Consider the following 14,349-nt stretch of genomic DNA (forward strand, 5'->3'; position numbering starts at 1 on the left):
GATGGGCTTCATGAGCATGAGCGGGCTTGAAATGACGAAGCTGGTGGCCGTTGCGGTCCTCGCCTTGGGCCTGGCCGGGCCTGCTGCGGCGCAGCTCGCCCAGAATTCCGACGCCCCCGTGGATATCACCGCTGACGCGCTGGAGGTGGTCAACACCCAGTGCCTGTCGATCTGGAGCGGGTCGGCCGAGGCGCTGCAGGACCGCACCCGCCTGCGGGCCGATGTGCTGAAGACCTACAACGCCAAGGGCGCCGCCCGCCCGAACGGCCAATCGGCCCCCTGCGGCGCGCTCGAACGCATGGAAGCGATCGGTAACGTCTATTACGTCACCCCGCAGCAGCGGGTGCGCGGCAACAACGCCAACTACGACGTGACCTCCGAGAAGATCGTCATCACCGGCGACGTGGTCGCGGTGTCCGGCCAGAACGTGATCCGCGGCGACCGGCTGACGGTGAACGTGGCCACCGGCGACGCCCAGATGGAGTCCGGCGCCAAGGGGCGCGGCAAGGCCCGCCCCCGCGCCGTCATCTATCCGAACCAGCAAACGGCGGCCCAGCCCGCCCCGCGACGTTAGGCGCGCCCTTGAAACCGGAACGCTTTGAGTCGCTTCCGGCCCTCGCGGGCCAGGGATTGGTCGTCGATAACGTCGGCAAGTCGTTCCGGGGCCGCCCGGTCGTGAAGGGCGTCTCGCTGCGCCTGGCGCGCGGCGAGGTCGTGGGCCTGCTCGGCCCTAACGGCGCGGGCAAGACCACCTGTTTCTACATGATCACCGGCCTGATTCCGGCCGACTACGGCTCGATCTATCTGGACGGTGAGAACATCACCCGCCAGCCGATGTACCAGCGCGCCCGCATGGGCGTGGGCTACCTGCCGCAGGAAACCTCGATCTTCCGGGCCATGACGGTCGAGGAAAACGTGATGGCGGTGGTCGAGCTGCGCGAGCGCAGCCAGTCGCGCGCCAAGGCCACGGTCACCGAGCTGCTCGGCGAACTGCGCATCGAGCACCTGCGCAACTCGCCGGCCATTTCACTGTCGGGCGGCGAGCGTCGCCGGGTCGAGATCGCCCGCGCCCTGGCCAGCGAGCCCTCGTTCATGCTGCTGGACGAACCCTTCGCCGGGATCGATCCGCTGGCCATCGCCGACATCCGCGAGGTGATCACCTACCTCAAGGGCCGCGGCATCGGCATCCTGATCACCGACCATAATGTCCGCGAAACCCTGGACATCATCGATCGCGCCTCGATCATCGCCTCGGGCGAGTTGCTGTTCGAAGGCACCCCCGACCAGATCGTCGACGACCCCGAGGTCCGCCGCGTCTATCTCGGCGACCACTTCGGCTAAGGTCTACGCCGCCGACGCCGCGTTCTTGGCGGCGTGGCGTCTGTGCTCGGCCTCGATCTTGGCGCGCCAGCGGGCGCGCAGCACGGCGGGGCGTTCGGGGTAGCGTTCCTCTAGGAACTCGGCGCCCGCCACTCGGTCGGTGCGGAAGTTGCGGAAGTCGGCGCGCAGCTCGCACCAGCCCACCAGCAGCCGCACCGTCTCATGATAGCCCACGGTGATCGGCCAGATGGTCCGTTGGCTGGCCCGGTCTTGTTCGTCGCGATAGTCGAGGGTGATCTTGCGGCCGCCGCGGATCGCCGCGCGCACCTGGCCCATGTCCAGCCGGTCGGGTTCGACCTGACGCCAGGCGGGCACGGCCCGGCCGGTGGGTTCGAGCACGAAGGGGCGCAGGCGTTCGGGCACCGAAACGGCGATCTTGGCGATCAGGTCCTGGGCGGCGCGCGCCAGCGCCGGGTCGCCGCGCGTCGCCACCCATTGGGCGCCCAGCACCGCGGCCTCGATCTCGTCGGGGGTCAGCATCAGGGGCGGCAGGTCGAAGCCCTGGTCCAGCACATAGCCCATCCCGGCCTCGCCGCGGATCGGCACCCGCTGGCCCATCAGGGTGGCGATGTCGCGATAGATCGTGCGCTTGGAGGTCTCCAGCTCCTCGGCGATCTTGTCGGCGGTGATGGGCGCGCGCGCGCGCCGCATGATCTGGATGATCTGGAACAGGCGGTCGGCGCGTCGCATGGAAAGCCGCTTCATGAAGGAGAGCATCGCCGGTCGATGCTGACAGCATGGTGGCAGCAGCGCGCGCCTAAGCCAACAGGGTCGTTTCAAGCGGAGAGACCCTGATGATCACGCTCTACGGATTTGGCGAGAATTTCGGCCTTCCCGAAGTCAGCCCCTATGTCACCAAGGCCGAGGTCCAGCTGCGGCTCTCGGGCCTGCCCTATGTCAAGGAAACCACCGGGCCGCAGTCTTCGCCCAAGGGCCAGTTGCCGTGGATGGACGACGACGGCGAGCTGATCGCCGACAGCCACTTCATCCGCCTGCACCTTGAACGGAAATACGCGATCGACTTCGACGAGGGGCTCGGCGTCGTCGAACGCGCCCAGGCCTGGGCGCTCGAGCGGATGGTCGAGAACCACTTCGCCTGGACCTTGATCCATATGCGCTGGCTGACGCCGGAGAACTTCGCCAAGGGCCCGGCCCATTTCTTCGACCAACTGCCCCCGACCGTTCAGGAGGACGTGCGCCGCGCGGCCCTGGGCCAGGTGGCCGAAAACGTTCGCGCCGTTGGAATCGGCCGTCACTCCGAGGCCGAGATCCTGGCCCTGGGCACGCGGTCGCTGGCGGCCCTGTCGGCGCTGCTGGGGGACAAGCCGTTTCTGATGGGGCTGCGCCCAACCAGCGTCGATGCGGCGGCCTTCGGCGTGTTGGCCGGCGTACTGACGCCGTTCTTCGACGGCCCGCTGCGCGACCGCGCCATGACCTTCGGCAACCTGACCGCCTATGTTGATCGCATGATGGCCGGGATCTATCCGGAGTTCGCCTGGACGCCGCTGCGCCATCCGGCCCAGCCGGTCGCGGCGTGACAAATCGATCCCGCCGCAAAGCTTGTTCGCGGAAGTTAACTAATCGGTGGGGGAAGCTCGCCTAGCTTGGACGCAAGATTCAGGCCAGGAGGCGGATTTGGCGCTCGGCGCGCGTTTGGAGCTTCGTCAGGGGCAGGGGCTGGTCATCACGCCCCAGCTGCAGCAGGCTATCAAGCTGCTGCAGCTCTCCAATATGGAGCTCGAGGCCTATGTCGAGGGCGAGCTGGAGCGCAATCCGCTGCTCCAGCGCGACGAGCGCGAATCAGAGGCGGACCGCGAGGAAGCGCCTCGTGACTCGGAAGATTTTTCCGCTGAGCACCTTTCCGACCACGCCGCGGCGGCCGACATGGATGTCAGCCATGACCAGGCCTCGCCCGGCGAGCACGCCACCGGCGACGCCCAGGAAGCCCAGCACGCCGGCGGCGCCATCGATTGGTCCAAGGCCGGCAAGGGCGGCGGCGGGTTCGAGGATTCCGACGACTTCGAAGGTCGCCTGACCCGCGAGAAGACGCTCAGCGAACATCTGCACGACCAGCTCTCCGTGGCCGGCCTCTCGCCGAGCCAGGGCGTGATCGCCGCCGTGCTGATCGATTCGGTCGACGAGGGCGGCTATCTGCGCTGCGACCTAGTCGAGACCGCCGAGCGCCTGGGCTGCGAGCTCAGCGCGATCGAAGAGGTGCTGACCAGCCTTCAGGGCTTCGAGCCGACCGGGGTCTTCGCCCGCGACGTGCGCGAGTGCCTGATGATTCAGCTCAAGGAAGTCAACCGCTGCGATCCGGCCATGGTCGCCCTGCTCGACAATCTCGACCTGCTGGCGCGCCGCGACATGAACGCCCTGCGCAAGATCTGCGGCGTCGACGAAGAAGACATGCGCGAGATGGTGGCGGAGCTGCGCGCCCTGACGCCGCGTCCCGGCGCGGCTTTCGGCGGCGAACCCAGCCAGCCGGTGGCCCCGGACGTCTTCGTGCGCGAGGGCCTGGGCGGCCTCTGGCACGTGGAGCTCAACACCGACACCCTGCCCAAGCTGCTGGTCGACCAGCGCTATCACGCCCGCGTCTCCAGCGGCGCGCGGACAGATCAGGAAAAGGTCTTCGTCGCCGACTGCATGGCCTCGGCCAACTGGCTGGTGAAGAGCCTGGACCAGCGAGCCAAGACCATCCTCAAGGTCGCCAGCGAGATCGTCCGTCAGCAGGACGGCTTCCTGGCCTTCGGGGTCGAACATCTGCGGCCGCTGAACCTGAAGACCGTGGCCGACGCCATCGGCATGCACGAATCCACCGTCAGCCGGGTGACCTCGAACAAGTACATCACCACCCCGCGCGGCATGTTCGAGCTGAAGTTCTTCTTCACCTCGTCGATCGCCTCCAGCTCGGGCGGCGAGGCCCACTCGGCCGAGAGCGTGCGTCACAAGATCAAGCAGCTGATCGAGACCGAACGCAGCGACGTCGATGTGCATTCCGACGACCGCATCGTCGACATCCTCAAGGAAACCGGCGTCGACATCGCCCGGCGCACCGTGGCCAAGTACCGCGAGGCGATGCGCATCCCGTCCTCGGTCGAGCGACGGCGTATGCTGAAGGAAACCGCCTAGGCCGCAGGGCGGCCAGCCCTGGAGCGAGACATGCCGACCAAGCCGGTTCCGTTCGAGAAACTCCATAAGGACGGCTCGTTGTGGGCGCGCGGCCAGACCCTGGACGACCTGCCGACCGGCTACTGGGAATGGTTCCGCAAGGACGGGACGAAGCTGCGCTCGGGTCACTTCGAGCGCGGCGAGCAGGTCGGCGAGTGGACGACCTATGACCGCACGGGCGCGGTCTACAAGGTGACCACGATCAAGTAGCTTGAGGCAGGATCGACCCGCCATCTGAGCCCTTTCCGAGAAATTCTGTCTTGAGGATCGCGGCCGGCGGGCTAGGAGAGCGCGTGATCAGCTTTCAATCCGTCGGCAAGACCTTCGCCCGCGCGCCTGCGCCGGCCCTGGTCGGTGTCAGTCTAGAGATCGCGCCGGGCGAGGTGTTCGGGGTGATCGGCCAGTCGGGGGCGGGCAAGTCCACCCTGATCCGGCTGATCAACGGCATCGAGCGGCCCAGCTCGGGCCACGTCCTCACCGATGGCGCCGATGTCGGGGCGCTGGACCCGCAGGCGCTGCGCGACCTGCGCCGCCGGGTCGGGATGATCTTCCAGCACTTCAACCTGCTGTCGTCCAAGACCGTGGCCGCCAATGTCGCCTTCCCGCTGAAGGTGGCCGGCGTACCGCGCGGCGAAATTGGCCCGCGTGTCGCCGAGCTGCTGGACCGTGTCGGCCTGGCCGACCAGGCGCATAAATATCCGGCCCAGCTTTCCGGCGGCCAGAAGCAGCGGGTGGGCATCGCCCGGGCGCTGGCCAACGGCCCGAAGATCCTGCTGTGCGACGAGGCGACCAGCGCGCTCGATCCGCAGACCACCGAACAGATCCTCGACCTGCTGGCCCGGCTGAACCGCGAGCTGGGCCTGACCATCGTGTTGATCACCCACGAGATGGAGGTGATCCGCCGGGTCTGCCATCGCGTGGCCGTGCTCGACGCCGGCGCGGTGGTCGAGAGCGGCGAGGTGGCCGAGGTCTTCCTGCATCCGCAACACGCCGTCACCCGCGCCCTGGTGGCCGACGCCGCCGGTCTGCTCGTGGCCCAGGGGCTGGGCGCGGGGCCGACCCTGCGGCTGACCTTCCGGGGGGCTGCGACCTATGAGCCGATCCTGGGCCGCATCGCCCGCGACACCGGGGTCGACTATTCGATCCTGGCCGGCCGCATCGACCGGATCCGCGACGAACCCTATGGCCAACTGCTGGTCTCGCTGGTGGGCGGTGATGTGGCGCAGGCCCGCGCGCGGCTGAGCGCGGCCGGCGTTCGCGTCGAGGAGGCTTAAGGGATGCTCGCCAACATCAACTGGGCCGACATCGGCCAGGCGACGCTCGACACCCTGGTGATGCTGGGCGGGTCGCTGGCGTTCAGCGTGCTGCTCGGCCTGCCGCTGGGGGTGATCCTGTTCCTGACGGGGCCAAGGCAGCTGCTGGCCAACCGGCCGGCCAACATGGCGCTGTCCTTTGTGGTCAACGTCCTGCGCTCGGTGCCGTTCGTGATCCTGCTGATCGTGATGATCCCGCTGACCGTGCTGCTGGTCGGGACCTCGCTGGGCGTGGCCGGCGCCATCCCGCCGCTGGTGGTGGGCGCCGCGCCCTTCTATGCGCGGCTGGTGGAGACGGCGCTGCGCGAGGTCGACAAGGGCGTGATCGAGGCCGGCCAGGCGATGGGCGCGACCCCGCGCCAGATCGTGTTCGGGGCCCTGCTGCCCGAGGCCATGCCCGGGATCATCGCCGGGGCCACGGTGACCGCCATCGCGTTGGTGTCCTACACCGCCATGGCTGGGGTGGTGGGCGCAGGCGGCCTGGGGGACCTGGCCATCCGCTTTGGCTATCAACGCTTCCAGACCGACGTCATGGTGGTGACCGTCGTCATGCTGCTGGCCCTGGTCCAAGGGCTGCAATGGGCGGGCGACCGCCTGATCATCAAGGTCAGCCGACGCTGACCTGCCAAGGAATTCCGATGCCTGTCATCCGCACGCTCGTTCTCGCCGTCGCCGCCCTGGCGCTCGCCGCCTGCGGCCGGCAGCCGGCCAAGACCGGGGCCGCCGACACCCTGGTGGTCGCCGCCACGCCGGTGCCGCACGCCGAGATCCTCGAGGCCGTCCGCCCGATCCTGGCCGAGCAGGGCGTGAAGCTCGATATCCGGGTGTTCAACGACTACGTGCAGCCCAACCTGCAGGTCGCCCAGAAGCAGCTCGACGTGAACTACTTCCAGACCGCGCCCTATCTGGACGAGTTCAACAAGGCGCGCGGCACCAACCTGGTCCGCGTGGTCGGCGTCCATATCGAGCCGATCGGCGCCTATTCCAAGAAGGTGAAGACCCTCGCCGACCTGCCGCAGGGCGCCAGCGTCGGCATTCCCAACGAGCCCAGCAATGGCGGCCGCGCCCTGCTGCTGCTGCAGAAGGGCGGGCTGATCACCCTGAAGGACCCGGCCAATCCGCTCTCGACGCTCAGCGACATCGTCGCCAATCCGAAGGGGCTTAAGTTCCGCGAGCTGGAGGCCGCGACCCTGCCGCGGGTGCTGGGCGAACTGGACCTGGCGGTGATCAACACCAACTACGTGCTCGACGCCAAGCTGAGCCCGACCAAGGACGCCCTGCTGCTGGAAGACAGCAAGAGCCCCTATGTGAACTTCCTGGTCGCGCGGCCCGACAACAAGGACGACCCGCGCGTCCAGAAACTGGCCGCCGCCCTGACCAGCCCCGCCGTCCGCGCCTTCATCGAGAAGACCTACGGCGGGGCCGTCCAGCCGGCGTTCTAGCTGCTTCAAAATCGTCATGCCGGCCATGACGATCAGGGGGCGGGGGAGTCCCGCCGCCCCTACAATCCCCTAAGCCGCGAGGCGCTCGGCGATCTGGACGGCGTTGAGCGCCGCGCCCTTCAGCAGCTGGTCGCCGACGGCGAAGATGCTGAGCGTGCGGCCTGACGGGTCGGAGAGGTCGCTGCGGATGCGGCCGACCAGCACGTCGTCCTGGCCCGAGGCCTCGTTCGGCATCGGGTAGTGATTGCGCAGGGCGTCGTTGACCAGGCGCACGCCGGGGGCTTCGGCCAGCCAGGCTTCGGCTTCCGCCGGGGTGATCGGCCGCTCGAACTCGATGGTCAGGGCCATCGAGTGGGCGCGCAGCACCGGCACCCGCACGCAGGTGAAGGACAGGCGCATGTCGGGCGTGGACATGATCTTGCGGATCTCCTCCATCGCCTTCATCTCCTCGCCGTTGTAGCCGGTGTCGGCCTCGATCCCGGCGTTGTGGCTGAACAGGTTGAAGGCGTAGGGGTGCGGCAGGATCTTGGGGGCGAAGGCTTCCCCGGCCAGATAGGCGGCCGTCGACTGCTGCAGTTCCTCCATGGCCGCCGCGCCGGCGCCGGACGCCGACTGATAGGTGGCGCCGATGACCCGCTGGATGGGGTTCTGGGCGTGCAGGGGCTGTAGCGCCATCACCGCGATGGCGGCGACGCAGTTGGGGTTGGCGACGATGGACGGACGCTCGGCCAGCAGGCCGCCGTTCACCTCGGGCACCACCAGGGGGATGTCGACCTGCATGCGGAAGGCCGAGGAGTTGTCGACCACCAGGGCGCCCTTGGCCGCGGCGATCGGCGCGAACTCGCGGCTGATCGAGGCGCCGGCCGCGAAGATGGCGATGTCGACGCCGGTGAAGCTGTCGGCGCTCAGCGCCTCGACCGCCACCTGGCGGCCCTGGAAGCTGTAGGTGCGGCCGGCCGAGCGCGGCGAAGCCAGCAGCTTCAGCGAGCGAACCGGGAAGTTGCGACGCGCCAGGCACTCCATCAACTCCACGCCGACCGCGCCGGTGGCGCCGACGATGGCGATGTTGAACAGGCGCTGGCTGGCGGGGAGGTCGGTCTTGGTCGAAAGCATAGGGGTCTCTTCTCCAGTTTGAACCAGAGGCCGAGGGCTTTCGCTGTTGGAAGTGCGACCCCGGCCTGCCGGCGGGGTCCTTGGGGTGCTACGCGGCGTGCGCGCGCCAACCCCCAAGCCCCGCGGGCATGGTGGTTTTAATCGCGCTTTTAATGGTCGAACGACGCATGCCGCTCCGATATGCCAAACAGACCCTGTTTGTAAACAGGCTGCGTCGCCTCAAATCCAACAGGGTGCTGGCGCGTTCATCCTGGGACTGGTGCTGACAAGGGCTGCTGCAGAGTTAGATGTCGGATAGCTGGGCTGAGGAACAACAGAAACCGATCTCCGCAGTGCTGCGTGAACTCGGCGCCGAGGACAGCATGCGGCTGGGCGATATCGTCGATCGTTTCGGCCGGCGGGCCTTCGGGTCGCTGCTCTTCGTCTTCGCGATCCCGAACCTGCTGCCGCTGCCGCCGGGCTCCTCCACCGTGCTGGGGGCCCCGCTGCTGCTGCTGACGCCGCAGGTGGCGTTGGGCGCCCATGCGCCGTGGCTGCCCCGGTGGCTGGACGACCGTGAAATTTCAGGCGCCGACATCAACCGCGTGTTCAATCGGCTGTTGCCTTGGGTCGAGCGGATCGAAAAGATTTCCCGCCCGCGGCTGGGATTCATGTTCGGGACGGTGGGCGACCGGGCCATCGGCGTGGTCTGCGCGCTGCTGTCCTTCGTGCTGATTCTGCCGATCCCGCTGGGCAACCTGCTGCCGGCCCTGACCATCGGCGTACTGGGGTTTTCACTGTTCCAGCGGGACGGGCTTTTCGCCGTCGCCGGCTACGTTCTGGCGGCCTTCAGCACCCTGCTTCTGTACCTCGCCGCCGACGCTGTGATCGCCGGTGTTCGCCTTCTCGTGAACTGGCTCGGGGGTGCTTGACACCTTCCCCGCAGCGGCGCGTTGATAGGGCATGCAAGTCTTAGTGTCCGGCAAGCATGTCGCCGTTGGAGAGGCCCTGCGCGAGCGGGTCTCCGACGAAATCACCGGTTCAATCGGTAAATACTTCGACCGTGGCGGCAACGCCGATGTCGTGGTGAGCCGCGAGGGCCATTCCTTCAGGGTCGACTGTGCGGTGAAGCTGGCCTCAGGCCAGGCGTTGCAGTCTCATGGCCTAGGCACGGACGCGCACGGCGCCTTCGACGCCGCGCTCGCCAAGATCGAGACGCGCATACGCCGCTACAAGCGGCGGCTGAAGAGTCACTCGGCCGCGGCTACGGCCAAGCAGGCCGAAACCGCCTCCTACTTCGTCATCAGGGCGCCCGAGGGCGAAGAAGATGTCGAGTGGGATGATGGCGAAATGTCGCAGCATTCCCAGACTCCTCCGTCTGGAATGGTGATTGCGGAAACCGAAAAGCCGGTTCGCGAGATGACTGTTTCCATGGCGGTCATGGAGTTGGACTTGACGGAATCTCAAACAATCGTGTTTAGGAACGCCGCTCACGGGGGATTGTCCGTGGTGTACCGCAGGCCGGATGGACATATCGGCTGGATCGATCCTGAACGTACGAAATCGCTCAATGGGACCGGAGTGAACGGAGTCAGCGCCTAGGCGCTGGACTTCGGTCCTTTCCCCGAGCCAAGCGTACGGGCGGGGCTGTTTTCGAGTTTGGGCGTCACGAGACTATGCAGATAGGCGATATACTGGAGCGCGCCGCGATCGCGGCGCGTGCGAGCGCGCCGAACAAGCGCCAGGCCCTGTCCGTGGTGGCGGAGATCGCCGCCCGGAACTTCGGCCTGGACGCCGGCGTGGTGCTGGACGCTCTGATGGAGCGTGAAGCCGCCGGGTCGACCGGCGTCGGCTACGGGGTCGCGGCTCCCCACGCCCGGCTCGAAGGCCTCACCCGGATGCGCGGCGTCTTCGTGCGTCTCGATCAGCCGGTGGCGTTCGAGTCGGTCGACGATCAGCCTGTCGATTTGATCTTCGCGCTGTTCGCGCCGCCGAACGCCAGCTCCGAACATTTGCGGGCGCTGGCCCGGGTGTCGCGGATGCTGCGTCAGGGCGATGTGCGTGAGCACCTGCGCCAGGCGCGGACGCCGGACGCCATCCATGCCCTGCTGGTGCAGGAGCGGCCCTCAGCGGCCGCCTAGGAGCCTTCCCGCCGACGTCAGGCGGGAATTGCTCCGGTTATCCATTAAATGGGCTCAGCGCCTCGCCAGGCCCGCCAAGCGGGCCTGGTCTGCGCGTAGGGGTCAGTGCACCGACACCGGCGCCAGTTCGTGGGCCAGGGCCGCGGCCATCGCCGAGTCCTTGTCGGTCATCACCGCCAGGCGTTCGCCGTCGGCGCGGTGGACCGCGTAGAGGACCTGATCGGGATCGAGCTGAAAGCCCTGGATCTGCGACGCAGGCGTGTTCGCAATGATCTCGGACGCCCGGATCGGACGGACATAGACAAGGTCCGGCGCACCCAGGGCGGCAAAGGCTTCAGTCGTAAGATTCGGCGTCATCATGACCACCTCCATAAAACTCAACGCGTCGAACGGCCGCCGGTTCAGCCGGCCGTCTTGATCTGGATCTGCTGTATCCGCCGCTCCGGCTCGGGCCGGGACAGGTCGATGTGCAGCAGTCCATGTTCGAGAGTCGCGCCCTCGACGATCATCCCGTCAGCCAGGATGAAGGTCCGCATGAAGCCGCGGGCGGCGATGCCGCGGTGCAGGTAGGCTTCGTCGGTGATGCTCTCGCGCTTGCCGGCCACGATCAGCTGGCGATCCTCCACGGTGACGTGGAGCTGGTCGGGGGTGAACCCGGCCACGGCCAAGGTGATCCGCAGCGAGCCTTCGCCGCGATCTTCGACATTGTAGGGCGGGTAGCCCTCGGCGGCGGCCTTGGCCGCGCGCTCGATCAGGCTACGGGTGTGATCGAAGCCCAGCAGGAAAGGGCTGTCGAAGACGATTGGCCGGTTCATTCCAGAGTCCTCAGTTTAAGCGACTCGCCGGTTCCCGCCCAAAACGAGGCGCGGGTTCCGATTGGAACTCATGTGGCGATGAACGGTGAGGATTTCAACGGGAGCCTGAAAAGGCGAAGGCCCGCAGCGCTAACTGCGGGCCTCCATGGTGGAGCTAAGCGGAGTCGAACCGCTGACCTCTTGAATGCCATTCAAGCGCTCTACCAGCTGAGCTATAGCCCCGGGGTCTTCCGGCTCTTCGTAGGTCGCCCCCCGAAGAGGCGCGGAACCTAGTCTGAGAGTTTGGCTCGATCAACCCACTCTGAAAGTTTTTTTTCGGAGTTGATCGAGCCCTTATTCTCTAACGGTTTTTAGCGATCGTCCTCATCGCCTTCACCGGGAAGGCCTTCGATTTCGGTGTCGTCGAAGTCGTCGTCTTCCTCGTCTTCGAGGAACGGCACATCGGCGTCATCCTCGTCCTCGAGATCGTCCTCGGTGAACTCCGAGAGCTGGTCTTCCGCCGGGGCGTCGGGCGCCTCGTCGTCGTCGTCGGAAACGAGGGGAACCTCGTCGGCGACTTCGTCCAGTTCCGGGGTCTTGACCTCGTCTTCCTCGTCGTCCTCGGCCTCGGGCTTGCCGCGGACTTGATCCTCGGCGTCCTCATGATCGTGGTCGGCGGGCGCCGCGCGGGCGCGGACACGACGATTACGAACGGCTTCGTCCGGGTCGAACTCGTGACCGCACTTCGGACAATGGGCGGGCCGTCGCGTCAGGTCGTAGAACTTGGCCTGGCAGTTGGGGCAAATTTGCTTTGCGCCCAGTTCGGGATTAGCCAAAGGGCTGAGCCTCTTAGAGCGGGTTTCGAATTGAAGCCGGCTCCCTTGCCATGCGCGGAGAGCGCTGTCAAAAGCAAACCCCTTTCAGACAACAGCACGGCCTTAAGGAGGCTTGGCAATCCCATGACGTCAGCAGGACTGACCGCGCAACGCGGCGGCCCGCTGCGGGGCCGCGTGCGCGCCCCAGGCGACAAGTCGATCTCACACCGCGCCCTGATCCTGGGCGCACTGGCGCAAGGCGTCACGGAGATCGAAGGGCTTCTTGAAGGGGACGATGTGCTTCGCACCGCCCAGGCCATGCGCAGCTTCGGCGCGGGCGTCGAACGCCTGGGCGAGGGCCGTTGGCGGGTCGAAGGACGCGGCGGATTTTCTGAACCGTCCGACGTGATCGACTGCGGCAACGCCGGCACCGGCGTGCGCCTGATCATGGGCGCGATGGCCGGCTTCGACTTCGCGGCGACCTTCACGGGCGATGAATCCCTGCGCGGCCGGCCGATGCGCCGGGTGCTGGGGCCGCTCGGCCAGATGGGCGCGACCTGGACGGGTCGCTCCAAGGGCCGGCTGCCGCTGACCCTGCAAGGCGGCAACCTCGCCTATCTCTCCTATCGGCTGCCCGAGCCCTCGGCCCAGGTGAAGTCGGCGGTGCTGCTGGCGGGCCTGCAGGCCAGCGCCGGCGCCCAGGTGATCGAGCCGGAAGCCACTCGCGACCATACCGAACGGATGCTGCGGGCCTTCGGGGCCGTGGTGGAGGTCGAGGATCGCGCTGACGGCCGCTACATCACGCTGGCCGGCGGCCAGAAACTGACCGGGACCACCGTGCGGGTGCCGGGCGATCCGTCCTCGGCCGCCTTCCCGCTGGTCGCGGCGCTGGTGACCCCGGGATCTGAGGTCACGGTCGAGGGCGTGCTGCTCAATGTGCTGCGCACCGGGCTGTTCACGACGCTGCAGGAAATGGGCGGCGACCTGGTGGTCTCCAATGTCCGTGAAGAGGGCGGCGAACAGGTGGGCGACGTCACCGCGCGCCACTCGGCGCTGAAGGGCGTCTCGGTTCCGCCGGAACGGGCGCCGGCGATGATCGACGAATATCCGATCCTGGCGGTGGCCGCGGCCTTCGCCGAGGGCTCGACGATCATGCGCGGCATCGGCGAGATGCGCGTCAAGGAAAGCGACCGCATCGCCCTGATGGCCAACGGCCTGGCCGCCTGCGGCGTCGGGGTCGAGGAAGAGCCCGAGGGTCTGATCGTCATCGGCTCCGTGCGCGGCAACCATCCGGTCGCCGGCGGCGCGCGGGTGACGACTAAGGGCGACCACCGGATCGCCATGTCGCACCTGATCATGGGGCTGGCCTCCGACCAGCCGGTCGCCGTGGACGAGCCGGGCATGATCGCCACCAGCTTCCCGGGCTTCGAGCCGCTGATGCGCGGTTTGGGGGCCGAGATCTCGTGAAGCCGCCCTTCGTTATCGCCGTCGATGGGCCGGCCGCCTCGGGCAAGGGCACGATCGCCAGTCGGCTGGCCGGCGCCTACGACATGCCCATGCTGGATTCGGGCCTGCTCTATCGGGCGGTCGGCGTGCTGCTGGCCCGGCATGGCGGCGATTTCGACGATGTCGCCGCGGCCACCCAGGTGGCGCGCGACCTGACCGCCGAGATGCTGACCGATCCGGCCTTCCGCACCCGGGAGGCCGGCGAGGCCGCCAGCCGCGTGGCGATCCATCCCTCGGTGCGCCTGGCTCTGCGCGACATGCAGCAGGCCTTCGCCCTGCGGCCCGACGGCGCGGTGATCGACGGTCGCGACATCGGCACGGTGATCGCGCCGGCCGCGCCGGCCAAGCTCTACGTCACCGCCACCCCGGAGGTTCGCGCCGAGCGCCGTTGGAAGCAGCTTCAGGGACAGGGCGAGGCGGTGAGTTATGAGGATATCCTCGACGATATCCGCAAGCGTGACGCCCGTGACGGCGGCCGGGCCGACTCGCCGATGCGGCCCGCTGACGACGCCGTCTTGCTGGACACCACCGAAATGACTATAGACCAGGCCACCGATGCGGCCCGCCGTATCGTCGAGGCGGCGCGCGCGCNTCGCACGGCCGCGGGCAAATCACCGGCGCAGGTCTCTGCGCTATCGGTCGCAACCCTTAACCCGACGCCGAGACTCCGTCTCAACGCCATGGCGCGTTGGCGGGGC

The 14,349-nt window shown here is 67.6% G+C and carries 18 protein-coding genes and 1 tRNA gene; 13 read left to right on the forward strand and 6 right to left on the reverse strand.

Annotated features, from left to right (window positions below; genetic code table 11):
• Window positions 1–31 precede the first annotated feature (31 nt).
• Both ASE02_RS04250 and lptB read left to right on the forward strand, forming a co-directional pair.
• The gene (locus tag ASE02_RS04250; RefSeq protein ID WP_056731692.1) at window positions 32–574 is read left to right on the forward strand and encodes an LptA/OstA family protein; all 543 of its coding nucleotides are present in this window, start codon (window positions 32–34) and stop codon (window positions 572–574) included.
• 8 nt (window positions 575–582) lie between these two features.
• Window positions 583–1,341, forward strand: a complete 759-nt coding sequence (gene lptB / locus ASE02_RS04255; protein ID WP_056731487.1) for an LPS export ABC transporter ATP-binding protein — start codon at window positions 583–585, stop codon at window positions 1,339–1,341.
• 3 nt (window positions 1,342–1,344) lie between these two features.
• Here the strand turns inward: lptB and ASE02_RS04260 are convergent, their stop codons facing one another.
• The gene (locus tag ASE02_RS04260; protein WP_056731694.1) at window positions 1,345–2,070 is read right to left on the reverse strand and encodes a YafY family protein; all 726 of its coding nucleotides are present in this window, start codon (window positions 2,068–2,070) and stop codon (window positions 1,345–1,347) included.
• A gap of 104 nt (window positions 2,071–2,174) precedes the next feature.
• Here ASE02_RS04260 and ASE02_RS04265 point away from each other — a divergent pair, with 104 nt between their 5' ends.
• The 6 genes from ASE02_RS04265 (at window position 2,175) to ASE02_RS04290 (ending at window position 7,303) form a co-directional block, all read left to right on the forward strand.
• Window positions 2,175–2,918 carry a glutathione S-transferase family protein gene (locus tag ASE02_RS04265; RefSeq protein WP_056731488.1) on the forward strand — a complete coding sequence of 248 codons (744 nt, stop codon included), beginning with the start codon at window positions 2,175–2,177 and terminating at the stop codon, window positions 2,916–2,918.
• A 97-nt stretch (window positions 2,919–3,015) separates the two neighbouring features.
• Window positions 3,016–4,509 (forward strand): RNA polymerase factor sigma-54, encoded by a 1,494-nt coding sequence (gene rpoN, locus ASE02_RS04270; protein WP_056731490.1) that lies wholly within the window; start codon window positions 3,016–3,018, stop codon window positions 4,507–4,509.
• 30 nt (window positions 4,510–4,539) lie between these two features.
• Window positions 4,540–4,758, forward strand: coding sequence for a hypothetical protein (locus tag ASE02_RS04275; RefSeq protein WP_056731491.1), 219 nt, complete (start codon window positions 4,540–4,542; stop codon window positions 4,756–4,758).
• Between the two features lie 83 nt (window positions 4,759–4,841).
• On the forward strand, window positions 4,842–5,822 hold the full coding sequence (locus ASE02_RS04280; protein WP_056731493.1) for a methionine ABC transporter ATP-binding protein: 981 nt from the start codon (window positions 4,842–4,844) through the stop codon (window positions 5,820–5,822).
• 3 nt (window positions 5,823–5,825) lie between these two features.
• Window positions 5,826–6,482, forward strand: a complete 657-nt coding sequence (locus ASE02_RS04285) for a methionine ABC transporter permease (protein ID WP_056731495.1) — start codon at window positions 5,826–5,828, stop codon at window positions 6,480–6,482.
• Between the two features lie 17 nt (window positions 6,483–6,499).
• Entirely contained in the window at window positions 6,500–7,303 is an 804-nt protein-coding gene (locus tag ASE02_RS04290; RefSeq protein ID WP_056731497.1) for a MetQ/NlpA family ABC transporter substrate-binding protein, read from the forward strand.
• A gap of 69 nt (window positions 7,304–7,372) precedes the next feature.
• Here the strand turns inward: ASE02_RS04290 and ASE02_RS04295 are convergent, their stop codons facing one another.
• Window positions 7,373–8,416, reverse strand: a complete 1,044-nt coding sequence (locus ASE02_RS04295) for an aspartate-semialdehyde dehydrogenase (RefSeq protein ID WP_056731499.1) — start codon at window positions 8,414–8,416, stop codon at window positions 7,373–7,375.
• Between the two features lie 287 nt (window positions 8,417–8,703).
• On the opposite strand from ASE02_RS04295, the gene ASE02_RS04300 reads away from it, so the two are divergent.
• The 3 genes from ASE02_RS04300 (at window position 8,704) to ptsN (ending at window position 10,536) form a co-directional block, all read left to right on the forward strand.
• Window positions 8,704–9,327 (forward strand): exopolysaccharide biosynthesis protein, encoded by a 624-nt coding sequence (locus ASE02_RS04300; protein WP_056731501.1) that lies wholly within the window; start codon window positions 8,704–8,706, stop codon window positions 9,325–9,327.
• A 31-nt stretch (window positions 9,328–9,358) separates the two neighbouring features.
• The gene (gene hpf, locus ASE02_RS04305; RefSeq protein WP_056731503.1) at window positions 9,359–9,997 is read left to right on the forward strand and encodes a ribosome hibernation-promoting factor, HPF/YfiA family; all 639 of its coding nucleotides are present in this window, start codon (window positions 9,359–9,361) and stop codon (window positions 9,995–9,997) included.
• A gap of 74 nt (window positions 9,998–10,071) precedes the next feature.
• The gene (gene ptsN, locus ASE02_RS04310; RefSeq protein WP_056731505.1) at window positions 10,072–10,536 is read left to right on the forward strand and encodes a PTS IIA-like nitrogen regulatory protein PtsN; all 465 of its coding nucleotides are present in this window, start codon (window positions 10,072–10,074) and stop codon (window positions 10,534–10,536) included.
• A 102-nt stretch (window positions 10,537–10,638) separates the two neighbouring features.
• Here the strand turns inward: ptsN and ASE02_RS04315 are convergent, their stop codons facing one another.
• From ASE02_RS04315 to ASE02_RS04330, 4 genes are all read right to left on the reverse strand, one after another.
• On the reverse strand, window positions 10,639–10,893 hold the full coding sequence (locus ASE02_RS04315) for a DUF1150 domain-containing protein (RefSeq protein WP_056731695.1): 255 nt from the start codon (window positions 10,891–10,893) through the stop codon (window positions 10,639–10,641).
• Between the two features lie 44 nt (window positions 10,894–10,937).
• Window positions 10,938–11,351, reverse strand: coding sequence for an Hsp20 family protein (locus ASE02_RS04320; RefSeq protein WP_056731507.1), 414 nt, complete (start codon window positions 11,349–11,351; stop codon window positions 10,938–10,940).
• A gap of 146 nt (window positions 11,352–11,497) precedes the next feature.
• Window positions 11,498–11,573 (reverse strand) — tRNA-Ala (locus ASE02_RS04325).
• A 128-nt stretch (window positions 11,574–11,701) separates the two neighbouring features.
• Window positions 11,702–12,166, reverse strand: a complete 465-nt coding sequence (locus ASE02_RS04330) for a TIGR02300 family protein (protein WP_056731509.1) — start codon at window positions 12,164–12,166, stop codon at window positions 11,702–11,704.
• Between the two features lie 123 nt (window positions 12,167–12,289).
• Here ASE02_RS04330 and aroA point away from each other — a divergent pair, with 123 nt between their 5' ends.
• Both aroA and cmk read left to right on the forward strand, forming a co-directional pair.
• On the forward strand, window positions 12,290–13,612 hold the full coding sequence (gene aroA, locus ASE02_RS04335; protein WP_056731511.1) for a 3-phosphoshikimate 1-carboxyvinyltransferase: 1,323 nt from the start codon (window positions 12,290–12,292) through the stop codon (window positions 13,610–13,612).
• Window positions 13,609–14,242 (forward strand): (d)CMP kinase (gene cmk / locus ASE02_RS04340; protein ID WP_156405908.1); only part of this gene is annotated, 634 nt, incomplete at its 3' end. The genes aroA and cmk, both read left to right, overlap by 4 nt.
• Window positions 14,243–14,349: the final 107 nt, after the last annotated feature.

It is taken from the genome of Phenylobacterium sp. Root700, from assembly GCF_001429025.1.
Classification (GTDB): domain Bacteria; phylum Pseudomonadota; class Alphaproteobacteria; order Caulobacterales; family Caulobacteraceae; genus Phenylobacterium.